This window comes from Acinetobacter sp. YH12201 (assembly GCF_013418145.1).
Lineage (GTDB): Bacteria > Pseudomonadota > Gammaproteobacteria > Pseudomonadales > Moraxellaceae > Acinetobacter.
On sequence record NZ_VPCP01000022.1, the window covers coordinates 1 to 17,402 of the forward strand.

General features: G+C 43.1%; 15 protein-coding genes and 1 pseudogene. 10 read left to right on the forward strand and 6 right to left on the reverse strand.

What is annotated here, in order from left to right; genetic code table 11:
* The 4 genes and pseudogenes from FTU91_RS06355 to FTU91_RS06370 form a co-directional block, all read right to left on the reverse strand.
* Positions 1-85: pseudogene (locus tag FTU91_RS06355) on the reverse strand (IS5/IS1182 family transposase); the annotation flags it as partial.
* A 255-nt stretch (positions 86-340) separates the two neighbouring features.
* Entirely contained in the window at positions 341-1,513 is a 1,173-nt protein-coding gene (gene fadA, locus FTU91_RS06360) for an acetyl-CoA C-acyltransferase FadA (RefSeq protein ID WP_166170684.1), read from the reverse strand.
* A gap of 12 nt (positions 1,514-1,525) precedes the next feature.
* Positions 1,526-3,679: a fatty acid oxidation complex subunit alpha FadB gene (gene fadB / locus FTU91_RS06365; protein ID WP_180081447.1), complete on the reverse strand. Its 2,154-nt coding sequence runs from the start codon at positions 3,677-3,679 to the stop codon at positions 1,526-1,528.
* A 439-nt stretch (positions 3,680-4,118) separates the two neighbouring features.
* Positions 4,119-5,168 (reverse strand): AAA family ATPase, encoded by a 1,050-nt coding sequence (locus FTU91_RS06370; RefSeq protein WP_180081449.1) that lies wholly within the window; start codon positions 5,166-5,168, stop codon positions 4,119-4,121.
* Positions 5,169-5,357: 189 nt separating this feature from the next.
* On the opposite strand from FTU91_RS06370, the gene uvrC reads away from it, so the two are divergent.
* The 3 genes from uvrC (at position 5,358) to pgsA (ending at position 8,757) form a co-directional block, all read left to right on the forward strand.
* Positions 5,358-7,157, forward strand: a complete 1,800-nt coding sequence (gene uvrC, locus FTU91_RS06375) for an excinuclease ABC subunit UvrC (protein ID WP_180081451.1) — start codon at positions 5,358-5,360, stop codon at positions 7,155-7,157.
* Positions 7,158-7,266: 109 nt separating this feature from the next.
* Positions 7,267-8,061: an acyl-CoA thioesterase II gene (locus FTU91_RS06380; RefSeq protein ID WP_180081453.1), complete on the forward strand. Its 795-nt coding sequence runs from the start codon at positions 7,267-7,269 to the stop codon at positions 8,059-8,061.
* Positions 8,062-8,169: 108 nt separating this feature from the next.
* Entirely contained in the window at positions 8,170-8,757 is a 588-nt protein-coding gene (gene pgsA, locus FTU91_RS06385) for a CDP-diacylglycerol--glycerol-3-phosphate 3-phosphatidyltransferase (protein WP_086196466.1), read from the forward strand.
* Positions 8,758-9,384: 627 nt separating this feature from the next.
* On the opposite strand, the gene FTU91_RS06390 is transcribed toward pgsA, so the two are convergent.
* Positions 9,385-9,657, reverse strand: coding sequence for an oxidative damage protection protein (locus FTU91_RS06390; protein WP_180042004.1), 273 nt, complete (start codon positions 9,655-9,657; stop codon positions 9,385-9,387).
* Between the two features lie 11 nt (positions 9,658-9,668).
* Entirely contained in the window at positions 9,669-11,099 is a 1,431-nt protein-coding gene (argH, locus tag FTU91_RS06395; protein WP_180042006.1) for an argininosuccinate lyase, read from the reverse strand.
* On the opposite strand from argH, the gene FTU91_RS06400 reads away from it, so the two are divergent.
* From FTU91_RS06400 to FTU91_RS06430, 7 genes are all read left to right on the forward strand, one after another.
* Positions 11,090-12,247 carry a sensor histidine kinase gene (locus FTU91_RS06400; RefSeq protein WP_180081455.1) on the forward strand — a complete coding sequence of 386 codons (1,158 nt, stop codon included), beginning with the start codon at positions 11,090-11,092 and terminating at the stop codon, positions 12,245-12,247. The two genes, argH and FTU91_RS06400, sit on opposite strands and share 10 nt — an antisense overlap.
* Before the next feature lie 52 nt (positions 12,248-12,299).
* Complete coding sequence (locus tag FTU91_RS06405; protein ID WP_166170677.1) at positions 12,300-13,040, forward strand: LytTR family DNA-binding domain-containing protein; 741 nt, start codon at positions 12,300-12,302, stop codon at positions 13,038-13,040.
* A gap of 107 nt (positions 13,041-13,147) precedes the next feature.
* The gene (hemC, locus tag FTU91_RS06410) at positions 13,148-14,065 is read left to right on the forward strand and encodes a hydroxymethylbilane synthase (RefSeq protein WP_086196451.1); all 918 of its coding nucleotides are present in this window, start codon (positions 13,148-13,150) and stop codon (positions 14,063-14,065) included.
* 1 nt (position 14,066) lies between these two features.
* Positions 14,067-14,846, forward strand: coding sequence for a uroporphyrinogen-III synthase (locus tag FTU91_RS06415; RefSeq protein ID WP_180042010.1), 780 nt, complete (start codon positions 14,067-14,069; stop codon positions 14,844-14,846).
* Positions 14,843-15,685 carry a hypothetical protein gene (locus FTU91_RS06420; protein ID WP_180042012.1) on the forward strand — a complete coding sequence of 281 codons (843 nt, stop codon included), beginning with the start codon at positions 14,843-14,845 and terminating at the stop codon, positions 15,683-15,685. The genes FTU91_RS06415 and FTU91_RS06420 overlap by 4 nt, the downstream gene beginning before the upstream one ends.
* Before the next feature lie 7 nt (positions 15,686-15,692).
* Positions 15,693-16,886, forward strand: a complete 1,194-nt coding sequence (locus tag FTU91_RS06425) for a heme biosynthesis protein HemY (RefSeq protein WP_180081457.1) — start codon at positions 15,693-15,695, stop codon at positions 16,884-16,886.
* Between the two features lie 11 nt (positions 16,887-16,897).
* Entirely contained in the window at positions 16,898-17,332 is a 435-nt protein-coding gene (locus tag FTU91_RS06430) for a thioesterase family protein (RefSeq protein WP_180081458.1), read from the forward strand.
* Positions 17,333-17,402 lie beyond the last annotated feature (70 nt).

A 17,402-nucleotide genomic window follows, 5' to 3' on the forward strand; every position in this document is an offset into this window, starting at 1 on the left:
CCATTTCGGTAAAAACTGGTCGAGGTACGCCAACCAAGCGTTTAAATTCAGAATCTGAAAAACGGTTTAAGTTCTGATATCTCATGAAACTTAGATTGAGGTGGTTTTGACTTTCGCAAGAGGTCTAATATTCAAAATTCTTACTAATATCACTTGAATCCAAATCGAAGCTTTTTGCATAGTCTTCAACTATTCCTTTCAACACAATATGCACTTTATTACCCTGTTAATCAGTTATTACTGTTATTTATTAATTTCAAGTGATTGAATTATATTTAAATATTCAAAAAAAAACCCCGCAATAAGCGGGGTTTTTTATATCTCAGTATTTAATTAAGCATTAAACACGTTCGATAATAGTCGCGATACCTTGACCAAGGCCAATACACATGGTCGCAAGACCGATTTGTGTATCTTGCTGTTCCATCACGTTCAGCAACGTGGTTGTGATACGCGCACCAGAACAACCCAATGGGTGACCCAGTGCAATCGCACCACCGTTCAAGTTCACACGGTCTTGCTGGTCATAAATGCCTAAGCCTTTAAGAACTGACAAACCTTGAGCAGCAAACGCTTCGTTTAATTCAATAGTTTGAATGTCAGCAATCGACAAGCCCGCACGTTTTAGCGCTTTCTGAGTTGCTGGAACTGGACCATAACCCATGATCGCAGCGTCACAACCTGCAACCGCCATAGAGCGAATCACAGCACGTGGCTTAAGACCAAGCGCTTGCGCACGTTCAGCAGACATCAACAACATTGCAGATGCACCGTCAGACAATGCTGAAGATGTTGCAGCAGTCACTGTACCGCCTTTCGGGTCAAATGCTGGACGTAAAGCCTGGAATGCTTCAAGGTTGGCATCTGGACGAATCACTTCGTCGATGTCGCACAGGATTTTGAAACCGTTCTGGTCGTGACCTTCAACACCAATAATTTCGTTTTTGAAACGACCTTCTTGCGTTGCAGCCCAAGCGCGGCGGTGAGATTCAACACCAAACGCATCTTGTTCTTCACGAGTAATGCCGTTCATGCGACCTAACATTTCAGCGGTTAAGCCCATCATGTTAGACGCTTTTGCATAATGTTTAGATGCTTCTGGGTTGATGTCGATGCCGTGCATCATGCCAACGTGGCCCATGTGCTCAACACCACCGATGATGAAGATATCACCCTGGTTGGTTGCAATTTGTGCCGCCGCAGCATGGATTGCCTGCATTGAAGAACCACAAAGACGGTTAATCGTTTGACCTGCAACAGTTTTAGGCAAGTCAGCCAATAAACCAATGTTACGGGCAATGTTCATGCCTTGTTCAAGTGTCTGGTTGACACAGCCCCAAATCAGGTCTTCAACTTCGTTGACATCAAACTGGTTACGGGCAACCAAAGCACGAACCAATTCAGCAGACAAGCTGTCAGCACGGACATTGCGGAACATACCGTTTTTGGATTTACCCATTGCTGAACGTACACCATCAACGATGACAACGTCACGCGGATTTAAAGTAGCCATTCACGTTGCTCCTTAACCGTAGAATTTTTTGTTGTTAGCAGCCATGTCACGCAACATTTGTGGCGCTTCATAAGCCTTACCTAAGTGAGCGTATTTGTCGCAAAGTGCAACGTATTCAGCAACACCTGTTTGGTCGATGTAACGGCATGGACCACCGCGGAATGGTGGGAAACCGACACCCATGATCATCGCCATATCTGCTTCAGAAGCAGTTGCTACAATGTTGTCTTCCAGGCAACGAACCGTTTCGTTACAGAAAGTCAGCATCATGCGGTCAATGATTTCCTGAGCATCGAATTCGCGTTTTTCCGCAGTTGCCACAGAAGCAACCAGCTCATAAGCAGTTGGATCAACCACTTTGGCTTTTTTGCCTTTACGGTCTAATTCATATTTGTAGAAACCAACGTCGTTCTTTTGACCCAAACGTTTTGCTTCGTACATGGTTTGAATCGAACCTTTGAAGTCCGGTTTCATGCGGTCAGGGAAGCCTTCGGCCATCACTTCTGCACCGTGAACGCCTGTGTCGATACCCACAACGTCCATCAGGTAAGCAGGGCCCATTGGCCAGCCGAATTTTTCCATTACTTTATCGATTTGCTGGAAGTCAGCACCATCTTTAAGAAGAAGGTCGAACGCACCGAAGTAAGGGAACAATACACGGTTCACCAGGAAGCCCGGGCAGTCATTCACCACGATTGGGGTTTTACCCATTTTCTGAGCAAGAACCACAGTGGTTGCAATCGCTTCAGCAGAAGTTTTTTCACCACGAATGACTTCAACCAGTGGCATCATGTGTACCGGGTTAAAGAAGTGCATACCGACGAAGTTTTCAGGACGTTGCAGGTTTTCAGCCAGACGGGTGATTGAAATCGTAGAGGTATTTGATGCAATGATCGTGTTTTCACGAACATTTTTCTCAGTTTCAGCCAATACAATGCCTTTCACTTTAGGGTTTTCAGTTACCGCTTCAATCACGATATCCACTTCTTTAAACTCTTCGTAGCTTAAAGTCGGGCGGATGCGAGCAAGGGTTTCACCCATTTGCGCAGGTTTCATTTTCTTGCGTTCAACTTGTTTTGTTAACAAGCCATTCGCTTCTTTCATACCCAGTGCAAGTTGCGGGTTACCAATGTCTTTCATGATGATTGGTGTGCCTTTGCTTGCCGCTTGGTAAGCAATACCACCACCCATGATACCCGCGCCAAGTACAGCGGCCTGGTTTACAGGATGAGCACCTTTTTCATATTTCTTAGAAGTTTTCTTCACCACTTGGTCGTTGATGAATAGACCGATCAACGCGCCAGCTTGTGGAGTTACCGCAGCTTTAGCAAAACCTTCAGCTTCTACTTTTAATGCTTCGTTACGTGGAAGGCTTGCACCTGCCTGTAAAGAATCAAGAAGAAGTTTAGGCGCAGGGTATTGCGCAGGGTTTGCTTTCGCAAGTACCGCACCTTTCGCCGTATTGAACGCCATCATTTGTTCAAGCGGGTTTAATTTAATAGGGTCTAATTTTTCTTGGCGTTTTGCTTTCCAGTCTACACGGCCAGCAAGTGCTTGTTTAACCAAGTCAATCGCAGCGTCAGTAAGTTTGTCCGCAGCCACAACCGCATCTACAGCACCGTCTTTAAGTGCAGCAGCAGGTTTTTTAGGCGCAGCCATTGCCATCCATTCAACCGCATTGTCGATACCAATAACACGGCTTAAACGAACAGTACCACCGAAACCAGGGTAGATGCCCAGTTTGATTTCTGGAAGGCCGACTTGCGCTGCTTCTGACATGACACGGTAGTCACATACCAGGCACATTTCAAAGCCGCCACCCAATGCCATACCATTGATTGCAGCAACTTTAGGAATCTCTAGATCTTCAAATGCATTGAAGATGTCGTGAACAGGCAAAGCCCAATCCACAATCGCTTGTTCGCCTTGAGCGAAGTTTTCACCAAATTCAGTGATGTCTGCGCCAACGATAAATGTAGATTTACCCGAAGTAACAACTAAACCTTTAATCGTGCTATCTGCTTTTACAGCTTCAATGGCAGCTTTAAAATCTTCAATTGTTGCACGGTTAAATTTGTTGACCGACTCACCTTGTAAGTCAAAGCGGAATTCTGCAATTCCGTCCGAAAGCATTTGGACGGTAATGGCATTGCCAGCGTGGATCATGCCTGATCTCCTTTATTTTGGAGGACTTCTAAGTTGATGTTGTGAAGCATGTACGCCTTTTTTCCTGCGTACATTTATGCTTCGCCAATCTTACGATAACTATATCCAAAAAGAACATAACAAGTTGTATCAAGCCGTGACGCTAGGGTCATCAATTTTTTTCAACAAATCCTGAGGCTTGGCAACCCTATTTTTACTGTAGCTATTAAAAATGTAATGAACTTTTTGTTTAGATTAAGGTTTTCTAATAATGTCGTGCTTATTTATAGCGGGTACAAGTGTGCTATTTCAAGTTTTTTATGGCCTTGTTTTGGTCAAAATAGTCAATCGATCCCAATTTTCAGTGCAGCGGAGGGAGCTTGAAACTGAAGTAAAAGTGACATATTTGTAGTCAAATACCTGTTTGAGTATTTGACTACAAGCATGAGGATAACAAGGATTATTCGGGCTGAATGATCAATTGCCCATCTGCATAGCTTAAAGTGAGCTGTGTTTTTTCCGGATAATTTAAAAAATACACCGCCAGAATCGGTTCCAGTTCAGTGCGCATTTTGCGGGCCAAATGGCGTGCACCAAAACGGATATCATGATCTTTATAAAAGTGTGCTTTGGCGGCTTCGGTCAAAACCACCTGACGTTTTTGATGCTGCAGGCGCTGATTCAGTTTTTGCAGTTCAATGTCCACCAGTTTCGGTAGGGCATCATCCTGTACCGCTTGGTAATGTAAAGTGCGATCAATGCGGTTGAGAAATTCTGGATCGAATTTCTTAAACATCACTTTTTCAATAATGGTTTGGGTCGGTATTTTTTTCAGACATAGATTCTGCATTTTTTTCGGTAAGAAATTCAGTTTATCCAGATATTGCTGTGCTGCCTGTGCCCCGACATTACTGGTCATAAAGATCATGCAATTACGAAAGTCGATGGTTTTGGTACCGGAAGTGAGGTTCAGCTTGCCAGTATCCAGCACATTCATTAAACCGCGAATGACTTCTGTGGAGGCTTTCTCCAGCTCATCAAATAGCACAATCCCCGGGCGGGTATGACTGCCTGCAATGGCGGTTTCATCAAACAGGCTATGACCTTCTTTGGAGCCGACATATCCCGGAGGTGCACCAGTAATGGCTGCGGCATAATGTTCCTGTGCCAGAGTGTTCATATCGATGCGGCAAAAAGCATCAGGACGGCCGTAAATCGCTTCGGCAATCAGGCGTACCGTTTCAGTTTTACCGACACCGGTCGGGCCGAGCATCAAGGTCACGGACAAGGGACGCTCGGGACTGGAAAAATCGGCTTTGACCACATGCAGCATTTTTTCAATTTCATTCAGGGCGGCATCCTGACCAATAATGCGCTGCTGCAACAGCTGCATGACTTCAAGCGGTTCAAAATGAAAACGTGGCTTGCCAATCAGTTTATCTTTTTCAGATGTGCTATGCGTTGCAGTGTCGGGTTTGACGATATGCATGGCGTGATTGGGAGTCGTCATTCAGTTTGATCCAAATTGTTCAGATGGCCTGAGCATAGCAAAATAAGCGCAATTTACTTATAGCTTTTAGCAATCAGGTGATTGCTGGAACTTTGTATGATCATGATAAAAACAGGCGATTCGCTTGAAAATGGCATGAAAACCATCACATCATGTAGCAAAGTTTATGCAATTTAAATCAGGCTGAATGTGAACGAAAGCGCACGAGAACATATTGAAAAGATTCTGGCCCATATGACCACTTTACCGGGCGTGTACCGTATGTTGGGTCAGGATGGCGAACTGCTGTATGTCGGCAAGGCCAAAAATCTGAAAAACCGTGTGTCGAGTTATTTCGTTAAAACCATCGAGCATCCGAAAACACAGGCTTTGGTGGCGCGTATTTATGATATTGAAACGCTGGTAGTTCGCTCGGAAACCGAAGCTTTATTGCTGGAACAGAACCTGATCAAGTTGCATCGTCCGCCGTATAACATCATGCTGCGCGATGACAAATCCTATGTCTATATTTTTGTTTCCAGTGACAAGCCTTATCCACGTATTGCGGCCGGTCGCGGCAAGGGCAAACATCAGCTCGGCAAGTTTTTTGGACCGTATCCGAGTGCCTATAATGCCCGGGATACCTTGGTGGTGCTGCAAAAACTGTTTAATGTACGGCAGTGTGAAAACAGCTATTTTTCCCAGCGTAAACGTCCGTGTTTGCAGTATCAGATTAAACGCTGTAGCGCGCCCTGTGTCGGTTTAATTAGCCCTGAAGAATATAAAAATGATGTAGACAACTCGATGCGCTTTTTACAGGGTGATACCAAAGAATTGAATCAGGAGCTGATTCAGAAAATGGAAGAAGCCGCTGAAAAGCTCGAATTTGAAAAAGCTGTATTTTATCGTGATCGCATGGCCTTGCTGCGTGATGTGCAATCGCAACAGGCGATTTATAAACTCAAAGGTGAAGCCGATATTCTGGCGATTGCCTATCATGCCGGAGTGACCTGTGTGCAGATCATGCATGTGCGCAATGGTAAAATGCTGGGGGGTAAAAGCTATTTCCCGGATATGCTGGGTGATGATCTGGGGCAAATGTTGTCGGACTTCATGGCGAACTTCTATTTTCAGGTGGCCGATGAAGTTCCTGCCGAGCTGATTGTTAATGTCGAGCTTCCGGACCGCAAAGAGTTGGAACAGGCACTGCAACAGGAATTCGGCAAGAAAATACAGATCAAGCACAATGTTCGGGAAACCCGGGCCGAATGGCTGGAACTGGCCAATATGAATGTGCAGCACGCCATTAAAGGCCAGCTGGCCAATCATTTTGAACTGAATGAACGTTTCCATCAGCTGGAACAGGTGGTGGGACGTCCGATTGACCGGATTGAATGTTTTGATATCTCACATACCATGGGCGAAGCCACCATTGCTTCCTGTGTGGTGTTTGATTCGGGCGGTGCGCGTAAACGCGATTATCGTCAATTTGCCATTGATGATATTACCGGCGGTGATGACTATGCGGCCATGCGTCAGGCACTGACCCGCCGTTATAAAAAAGCCATGTTGCCGGATTTACTGCTGATTGACGGCGGTAAAGGTCAGTTGCATATGGCGATGGAAGTGATGCAGGAGTTGGGACTGGATGCTTTTATGGTCGGGGTATCCAAAGGAGAAGGGCGTAAACCCGGTCTGGAAACCTTGCATTTCACTGATGGTACAAAAATCCAGTTGCCAGAAGACCATAAAGCACTGCATCTGATTCAACAGGTACGCGATGAAGCACACCGTTTTGCCATTACCAAACATCGGGCCAAACGCGACAAGAAACGTGGCTCATCGGTACTGGAAGTGATTCCCGGACTGGGGCCGAAACGCCGCCGTGACTTGCTCACCCATTTTGGCGGTATACAGGGGGTACTGAAAGCATCGGAAAATGACTTGAAGCTGGTGCCCGGGCTGGGTGATGTCATGGCCAGAACCATCTATAAGGTGTTACATGAATAAATTCAGGCAGATTGGCCAAAATGCTCACTGACGCAGCAGTCATTGATCATTCACAACAGTCCAAAATAAGTGAAAGATAGAGCCAATTAAAAAATCCAAAGGACGAAGGATGTCACTGCGCCAATTATTCACTGCGATCGGACAGGACGAATGGGTCGATATTCCGCAAGGCTGGTTACAGGGGCGCACCATTTATGGTGGACTGGTGGCCGGGATGATGATGCACAAAGCCTTACTCGCGGTTGCAGATGCAGAAAAACAGCTGTTAAGTACCAGTGTGACCTTTGTTGGTCCAGTCCAGCTGGCACCAGTTCGATTGAGTGCTGAAATTTTACGTCAAGGCAAGTCCGTGACCACGGTTGAAGTGCGGCTCTGGCAGGACGATGCTGTGCAAAGTATTTTGATTGCCAGTTTTGGCACGCATCGCCAGTCGACTATTTCCGTGCAACAGGAACGACTTGCACCTGAATTTCTTATGCCTGAGCAATTAAACATTGCGGAGCATCATCCTTTAGCGCCGGAATGTTTTGGACAGATGGATCTGGTCTGGGTAGATGGACAGTATCCATGCACTGGCAGTGTGAAACCTGATTTTAGTGGCTGGATGCGTTTTAATCCGGATCGGCATGACAATCGGGAAATGAGCATCGCCGACTTGATGGTGGCTTTCGATATGTGGCCACCTGGTGTCTTGCCGATGTTTAACACATTTGCACCGGCCAGTTCGCTGACCTGGCATGTGACCTATGTGCACCCTTTAAACAGTCATCTGCATGATTGGTTTAAATATAAAGTATTTACCGATTATGCTGCTGAAGGTTATTCGACCGAGTATGCGCATCTTTGGGATGCAGCAAACAGATTGATTGCGATTTCCAGACAGACAGTTACCGTGTTTGCCTAGTGACACTTTATAGCAATTCGTATAAAGTGACTCTCACTAACGATGAATCAATCCTCAAAATATGTGTGGTTTTTCATTGTACATAAAGGGGAAAAATTGGCGGTGTCTATGACTACAGGTCGCATCCTGAATATTCCAAATATCTTGACTTTGGCGCGTATTGCTTTAATACCTGTTTTCTTGCTGGTGGCTTATTGGCCCCCTGCAGTGGGTGTTTCTGGTCATGATACAAATATGACTCGTCACGTTATTTTAACAGCCATTTTTGTCATTGCTGCTGTCACGGACTGGTTCGATGGCTATTTGGCCCGCTCACTCAATCAAACTTCTGCATTCGGCCGTTTTTTGGACCCTGTAGCGGATAAGCTGATGGTTGCGGCTGCATTGATTGTTCTGGTGCAATGGCAACCCACCATTTCTATGGCTTTTGCTGCCATTGTCATTATTTCACGTGAAATTACGGTTTCTGCCTTACGCGAGTGGATGGCAGAGCTTGGGGCACGTACCAGCGTGGCTGTCTCGACTGTAGGTAAATATAAAACCGCTTTCCAGATGATTGCGATTTCAGTATTTTTACTGAATTGGCAACCATTTGAAATGCTGGCTTATGCATTGCTTTACACTGCTGTAGTGCTGACGTTATGGTCGATGTTTATTTATTTAAAGGCTGCATGGCCCTATTTAAAACAGCCCTAAGTTTAGCTTTAAAAATAAAAAACGTCCTAAAGGGGGCGTTTTTTTATTTCTATAAGCCTTTCGGGCAAAGATAAGGATTAAAAATAGCAAATAAAAAAAATCCTAGATTTTGGGGGAAATCTAGGATTGAAATCGGGGATATTTATAGTTGTTATAAGATGTTTAACCATCTACTTGAGACCAAGTATAGGGGAGGACAACTGCCAAATCATGTAGGTTATTGTATTGTAATGTATCGTTTTATTGAGAAATGTAGTTTTGAATTACAGTTATTTCTAAATATTTAAAAGGTTTATGGAATAAGTAGAATTTTTTAAATTACCAAATAAATAGAAAATGAATGCCTAATTGGGATTTTCAGAAAAAATAAAAAAGCCTTATAAGAAATGTTTTTGACAATTAAATTACCCGGAAACGAATATTGTTAGCATGGATTTAAGTGAATAGCTTCCTCAGCTAAAAAGGGAATCTTTTGAGATTCCCTTTTGACAATCAAAACTACGCGCTTCGCTTGTCTTGCGTAAAATTCAGATCAGCTTAAAAAAGAATCCCCTTTATTGGGGATTCTTTTTAGATTAAAGCCTGCGCGAGCAAAGCTCTTGCCTTGCGGAGCAGTGCTCCGCTTAATCACGCCTCAGGCTTTAGGCCCTCAGCTTTTTCCAGTGACTCATCATTGTTAAAGAATTTCTCACGCTGTTCTTCAAGAAATTTTTTCGCATCCGGTTCAAACACGTTTAGGCGTTTTTCATTGATGAGCGTAGTTTGATGCTTGAGCCATTCCTGCCAGGCTTGTTTGGACACGGTGTCAAACAGTTCCTGACCCTTTACCCCCGGGAAGGGAGCAAAGTCTAAACCTTCCATTTCTGTTTGATACTTACGGCAAAAAACTTGTCGAGACATATCCGTTTTCCTTAAGCGTAGAGTTTTTCTAAACGAGCGTAAGCACGAGCAATCGCTGCTTCAACCTGTGCAGGTGCCGTACCACCAATGTGGTTACGTGCATTGACAGAGGCTTCAAGCGTCAAGGCTTTTTCAAACACATCAGCTTGAATCAGACCAGAGAACTGTTGCAGCTGTTCAAGTGTCAATTCAGACAGGTCTTTACCTTCTTGCACACCTAGCGCAACTGCTTTACCGACAATTTCATGTGCATCACGGAATGCCACGCCATTTTTCACCAGATAATCTGCAAGGTCAGTTGCAGTCGAGAAACCGCGAAGCGCTGCTTCACGCATGATTTCGATATTTGGAACCAGTGCAGGAATCATGTCGGCAAAAGCCATCAATGAACCACGAACAGTATCGATTGCGTCAAATAATGGTTCTTTATCTTCCTGGTTATCTTTGTTATAGGCCAAAGGTTGACCTTTCATCAGCGTTAATAGACTCATCAAGTCGCCGTATACGCGGCCAGTCTTACCACGAATCAACTCTGGAACATCCGGATTTTTCTTTTGCGGCATGATTGAAGAGCCGGTACAGAAACGGTCTGGAATGTTGACAAATTTGAATTGCGCAGAAGTCCACAGAATCATTTCTTCAGACATACGTGACAAGTGCATCATAATTAAAGATGCAGCAGCATTGAATTCAATACCGAAGTCACGGTCAGACACGGCATCCAGCGAGTTTTCACACACGGCTTCAAAACCTAAAAGCTGTGCGGTGTATTCACGCTCGATCGGATAAGTGGTACCTGCAAGTGCAGCAGAACCAAGCGGCAAGCGATTCACACGCTTACGGCAGTCAATTAAACGTTCAGAGTCACGTACCAGCATTTCAAACCACGCCATCAAGTGGTGACCAAAAGTCACAGGCTGAGCGGTTTGCAGATGGGTAAAGCCCGGCATAATGGTATTGGTATTTTTCGCCGCCAGACCCAAAATGCCTTTTTGTAATTTTTGCAATAACTCTAAAATCGCATCAATTTCATCACGTACATATAAACGGATGTCTGTCGCCACCTGGTCGTTACGGCTACGACCGGTATGCAGTTTTTTACCGGTGATGCCAATACGACTGGTCAAGCGCGACTCGATATTCATGTGCACATCTTCTAGGTCAATGCGCCATTCGAATTCACCTGCTTCAATTTCAGCTTTAATGGTGTTTAGGCCGTTAATGATGTCATCGCGTTCTTGTTCTGTTAAAACGCCTACTTTGGCAAGCATGGTTGCATGCGCAATAGAACCTGCAATATCTTGTTTATAAAAGCGTTGGTCAAATTGAACAGATGCTGTAAATTCAGCAACAAATGCGTCAGTAGCTTCAGAGAAACGACCGCCCCACATACCCGAAGTTTGGGCTTGTGACGGATTTGAGGAATTAGAAGATGTGGTCATATCGGCTCAATAAAATAAAAAGCAGTAATTTGAACAAGAGTATAGCAAATTCAGAATCACTTGCCGAAAAACAAAGCGATCCAGCTTCGACCTATACAGATGATCGGAAAAACAATGACGCCTATTTTTTTACGAAAATAGGGCATTGGCAACATCTAATTGAATTATTTATTGCCAGCAATATTTTGGCGGTCATCTTGGCTCTGGCAGAAGCACAATCCTGGACGGCTTTAAGTGTGGGGCGTCTGCTGCAATATATATTGTTCATTGATTGGGTTTTACTGGCTTTTGTTGCCTTGATTGAGCGCCTGCAGAGAAAAATTCAGCACTTCAGTTTTGGGCAGACCCTGGTTGCGGGCTTTGTTTTACTGCAGATTATTGTGTTATTGACCACGGTGGTGTTGAACGGTGTTATTTTCTTTGGACAAAATTTTCAATTCCAGCATTTGACGTTACAGGTTTTATTCGATGGCGCTGGATTACATCTCAGTTATGGGGTGCTGATTGGAAGTTTTTGTTTTCGCTATCTTTATATGCGTGAGCAATGGTCGCGTCAGCAAAACAGTGAATTAAACGCACGTATTCAGGCCATGCAGGCGCGGATCCATCCGCATTTTTTATTTAATAGCTTAAATACGTTGATCAGTCTGATTACCATTGATCCGGATAAAGCGGAACAAATGTTACTGAATTTATCACAGTTATTTCGGGCCAGTTTTAAAGAACTTAAACTGGTGCGCTTAAAAGATGAAATTGAACTGTGCCAGCGTTATCTGGCCATTGAACAGATTCGCTTGGGGGATCGCTTACAGGTAGAGTGGAAATATGACGATGAAGTTCTATTTTCTCAGATACAAATTCCTTTATTAACTTTACAACCTTTAGTGGAAAATAGTATTTTTCATGGAGTTGAAAAATTTCTAACAAAGAGTACGATAAGCATATTGATTGAAATATTGCAAAATCAAGTCAATATAGTCATTACTAATCCTTATGCACAGGATAAAATAAATTTACGACAGGGACATGGTATTGCAGTTGAAAATGTTAAGCAGCGGCTTGAAGCTTATTATGGGCACTCTGCAACTTTTCAGACATACGCGGGGAAGGGAATATTTACCACAGTTGTGCAATATCGATATAAATAAAAGATCATAGTTAACCTATAAAAAAAATGATGTTGACTGTGAAGGAGGAGAAATGGACATCCTGATTTGCGATGATGAACCTCTCGCCGTAGAGCGCTTGTCACGTTTAGTTACGCAATTGGGACATCAGGTGGTTGCCACTGCAAGTTATGGGCAGCAAGCAATTGAAATGACTCAATTCTATGAGCCGGATGTAGTACTGTTAGATATTCAAATGCCTGAAATGGACGGCTTGAGCTGTGCTGAATATTTGCGCCAGCTTGATCCTATGCCCGCCATTGTTTTTTGTACGGCTTATGATGAACATGCTTTGGAGGCATTTAAGTCGCATGCAGAAGGCTATTTGCTAAAACCGGTGATGCAGCAGGAATTGCAACAGGTATTAGATCATTTAACAAAACTGACTCAAGCACAAATGAGCAACTTAAAACAAAAAGAAGATATGGACGAACTCAATATAAAACGCCATCAGATTGTGGCGAAAACCTATCGTGGTGTGGAATTGATCCCTGTAGAAAATATTTATTATTTTTTGGCAGATCAAAAATATGTCACGGTACGGCATAAAAATGGCAGTGTACTGATCGATGAAACCTTAAAAGATCTGGAAAACGAATTTGGCGACCAGTTTATTCGAATTCATCGCAATGCTTTGGTTTCAGTACATTTCCTGGATGGTCTTGAAGTGATCAGTTCGGGACAGTATCAAGTGCGTTGCCGTGAACTGGAAGAACGCCTGGCGGTCAGCCGACGTCATCTGCCCAATTTAAGAGAACGCATCCAAAAGATCTAAATCTGTTTTCATAAATTTAGGTGACAAGGAGAATGCAAATTTACTTGCATTTTCCAGTCAGCACGTTAAGTTTACACTAACGCACTTATTGACTGTTTCTTGGATTTATGAAGATTTTGAAGATTGCAACTCGACAAAGCCCGCTTGCTTTATGGCAGGCGGAACATATTCGTGCCCGTTTGGAAGCATTACATGCGGATCTTAAAGTTGAGTTAGTGACCTTCGTCACCCAAGGTGACAAAATTCTGGATACGCCTTTAGCCAAGATTGGCGGAAAAGGACTTTTTGTTAAAGAGCTGGAAGCAGCCCTGCTGGATGGCCGTGCAGACTTGGCGGTGCATTCAATGAAAGATGTGCCGATGGCTTTGCCTGAAGGACTGAGCCTTGCGGTGATCTGTGAGCGTGAAGATCCGCTGGATGCCTTTGTGTCTAATACTTATGCAAGTTTTGATGACTTGCCACAAGGCGCCAAAGTGGGTACATCGAGCCTGCGTCGTAAAAGCCAGATTTTAAAAGCCCGTCCCGATTTGGAAATTATCGATTTACGGGGTAACGTGGGGACGCGTTTATCCAAACTGGATGCAGGTCTTTATGATGCTATTATCTTGGCAAGTGCGGGTTTAAAGCGTTTGGGGCTGGCTGAACGTATTCGTCATACGCTGCCAGCGGAAGTGAGCTTGCCGGCAGTTGGACAGGGGGCGCTTGGTCTGGAATGTCGTGCGGCAGATCAGGCTGTGCTGGAGCTTATTTTACCACTGTTACATCGCGAAACTGATGTGTGTGTACGTGCAGAACGCGCATTTAATGCCTATTTGGAAGGGGGCTGTCAGGTCCCGATTGCAGGGCATGCGACTTTAATTGAAGGTCAATTACATATTGAAGGTCGTGTTGGTAGTGTAGATGGTGCGACTTTATTAAAAGCTAAACTGAGCGGAACACCTGAACAGGCTGTAGAGCTGGGTGAAATGCTAGCGCAAAAATTAGTTGAACAAGGCGCTGGCGATTTATTGAAAGCCCTATATTAATATGCTGTTTATCAATACACGTCCGCAGGACCGTGCAGAAAGTTTGAGTCATGCCTTACGTATGGCTCAAATTGAGGTGTTGGATTTACCTTTATTGCAATTGCTGCCTCGACCCTGGTCAGCTGACTTGTCTGAACTTTATCAGCAATTGCCTGCTGCTCAGGTGATTGTGGTGGTGAGTCCCACGGCCGTGCAAATCGGCATGGATTATTTAAAACAATCATGCATAACGCTGGATCAGCTTAAACATATTCAGTGGATTGCGGTCGGGGATCGCACTGCTCAGGCTCTGGCACAATATGGTATTTCTGCCGAAGTCCCCAAAGTTGAAACATCGGAAGGAATGTTACAGCTTCCTGTTTTACAAACCCTCAATTCAGGTCAGTGTCTGGCTTTTTGGCGTGGTGAAGGGGGGCGGATGTTTATGATGGATCAGTTAAAACAGCAAGGCATGCGAATTCTAAATTTTGTTTTATATGAGCGCCGTTGTCCTGTATTTACTCAGCAAGATTTAGCTAATGTATTATCTTTATTAGAAAAACAAAAACAGTATGCTATGGTAGTCAGTAGCGAAGCGGGTTGGTTAAACTGGATTCAGCTCATGCAACATCAGAGGCACCTTATTGCAAGAGGGCATTATTTGGTTTTAGGGGAGCGCCTGTATCAAGTTGTTTCGAATTATAAAAAAAATCATGCAACATGTTTTAATATCACGCGACTACCTGATTTAAAAACAGATTCAATTCTGCAGAAGCTTGTTGTTGTGCAAGGGAACACATGAAGAAAATACTCATTTTATTATTTATTTTAAGTCTACTGTGGATTGCTAAATTAAGTTATGACTTATTCAATCTTACTGCACAACAAACAGAATTAAATACCAGTCTGCATCGAATTGAACAGAATAATGCAAACTTAAATGATCAATTTGTCGCTTTACAGCGCAAAGTCATGCTGACAGGAGAGTCTGCACCGGCAAGTTCGCAGGCTGCAGAGAATTTAAAAACCATTCAGGCGGCAAGTATTGATCCTGTTGTGGTGATTAAACAGCAACTAGAATTAATTGAATTTATGCTGCAACAACAACAGTTTACTGCAGCTCTGGATAAATTAACCCGTTTGGATCAAAATCTTGAGCAATATGCCCTCGCGGCACCATTGAAGCAAAGCTTGCATCAGGTGATTGCCAAAGACCATCAGCTTATTCAGCATTTTGTCAGTGAGCGGATAGCTCAGCAAATCAAAGTGGATGCGCTTATTCAGCAACTTGATGCTGCGCTGGCCCAAGAGTTACATGCACCCCAATTAAACGCGAGTCAGGCATCGGGTAAATCTTTCTGGCAACGTTGGCTAGTGATTGAACCTGCGAAACAACCTGCTACGGCGCTTATGCAGCGTCCGTTAATTTTAAAAGAAGCGCAGCTCCGACTGCTCATTGCGCAACAAGCCTTAAAACAGGGGCAATATTTAGAGTATCAAAAATCCCTGACTGAAATTATTCAATTATTAAATCAAATCCCCGATGAGAAGTCGCGACAGCTGATTCAGAATATCCAGAAGATCAAAGGATTTACAGTTTTGCCTACGCCTAGTTTAAATACACGTGCATTATTGGGATGATAAATTCATGAAGCAGATTTTACTGGCCTATGCTTTTATCAGCCTAATTATTATCGCAGGTTTAAGTGTTTTAAGTTATGGGTATGGCGCAGGTTATGTTTATTTATACTGGCGTGAATGGCAAATTCAAACCAATATCTGGATCATGTTTATTATTCTGGCCAGTTTAAGCCTGTTGATCCAATTATTGTGGTTACTCATTAAACGTTATTTAACCCGGGAAAAACGCAAGCTGGAAACAGTTTTTAATTTTAAAAACTTGCACCCTTATGAACAGTTGGCAGTAATTTGGTTATTAGAGGCGGCACAAGATCAACATCAATTTATTCAAAACGTCTTTTCTCAATCGGGTTTATTAAAGTGGATTATTGGTTCACGTTTGTATTGGATGCAGCAGCAATATCCCCAAGCACTTGCCATCTTAAACCAAAGTAATGCCATGGCATTTGAATTGGCCGAAATACAGCGTATAGAAATTTACCTGTCGCAAAATGATGCCGAGCAAGCATTAACCCATCTTGAATTCTTAAATCAACATGAGCTTTCACCCTGGTTAAAAGATGTAAAAAGTGCATATGATTTAAGATTAACCAGTTTATGGGAAAAGTTTGCCATTCAGTTTCCCTGGATGTATTTACGCTCGACTAAATATGGACATCTGGGCACAGAAAAAAAACAGGAATGGTTACAGCAATTATTGGTTAATTTTGATCAGGCCAATATCGAAAGTTTGCAAAATTTGCAACAGCGCTATTTAGACTTGCAGGACCAGATTTATAGCCGTGATTATGAGATTAAAGTGTTATGGTTAAAGCTGTTATCACGTATGCCGGAAATGAGCCAGCAGCATGAAGCCTTGGTCTTACATTTACTGGATCAACAGTTTAATCAAGACGTTTTTTATTTATGGTTCCAGCAGCAATTATTAAAGCAAAGTCCGGATTATTTAATGGTTGAGCAACGAATTGACTATTGGGAAAGTAAATATCCTTCTTTACCTGTATTTGCCTTTGTGAAGTGGCATGTATATACCGCTACTGCAAGAGCGGCTGAAGCTGACCAATTGCTAGAGTTATACCCAGATAATGTGATGATGAATTATTTAAGAATTAAATCTACTTTAAAAGGTCAGGATGATTTGATTAAGCAGTTAAATTTAATTTTTGAAAATAATGCAAATTTTGTTGAAATAAAAATATAAAGGCAAGGAATATGCTCACTCTGTCCGATTATCCGGTGATTTATGATCAGTCTGTTGCTTGGGGCGATATGGATGCTTTTGGGCATGTAAATAACGTGATGTATTATCGTTATATCGAAAGTGCCCGCATTTTTTATATGAATGTCTTGAATATTTTTGCACAGGATGTTTATACAGTGGTTGCTTCTAACCAATGCAAATATATTAGTCCTCTATTTTATCCAGACCAGCTTAAAATTGGTGTGCGTGTTGAAGAAATTCGTAATAGTGCCTTTCGTATGAGCTATTTATTATGGAGCGAGTCGCAACAAAAAACTGTTGCCGTGGCAGAAGCAGTGATTGTCTGTGTAAATAAGCACAACATGCTTAAAACGGAAATACCGGAAATTATTCGCCATAAAATTACAGAAATTGAGTTAAGCGTAAAACATTTAATTTTAAATTAAGGTTTTTCCAATATAGTGGGCCGTAAAATCTGTTTAGCTAATTTTTATTTATTTAAAAAATTCTATTGAA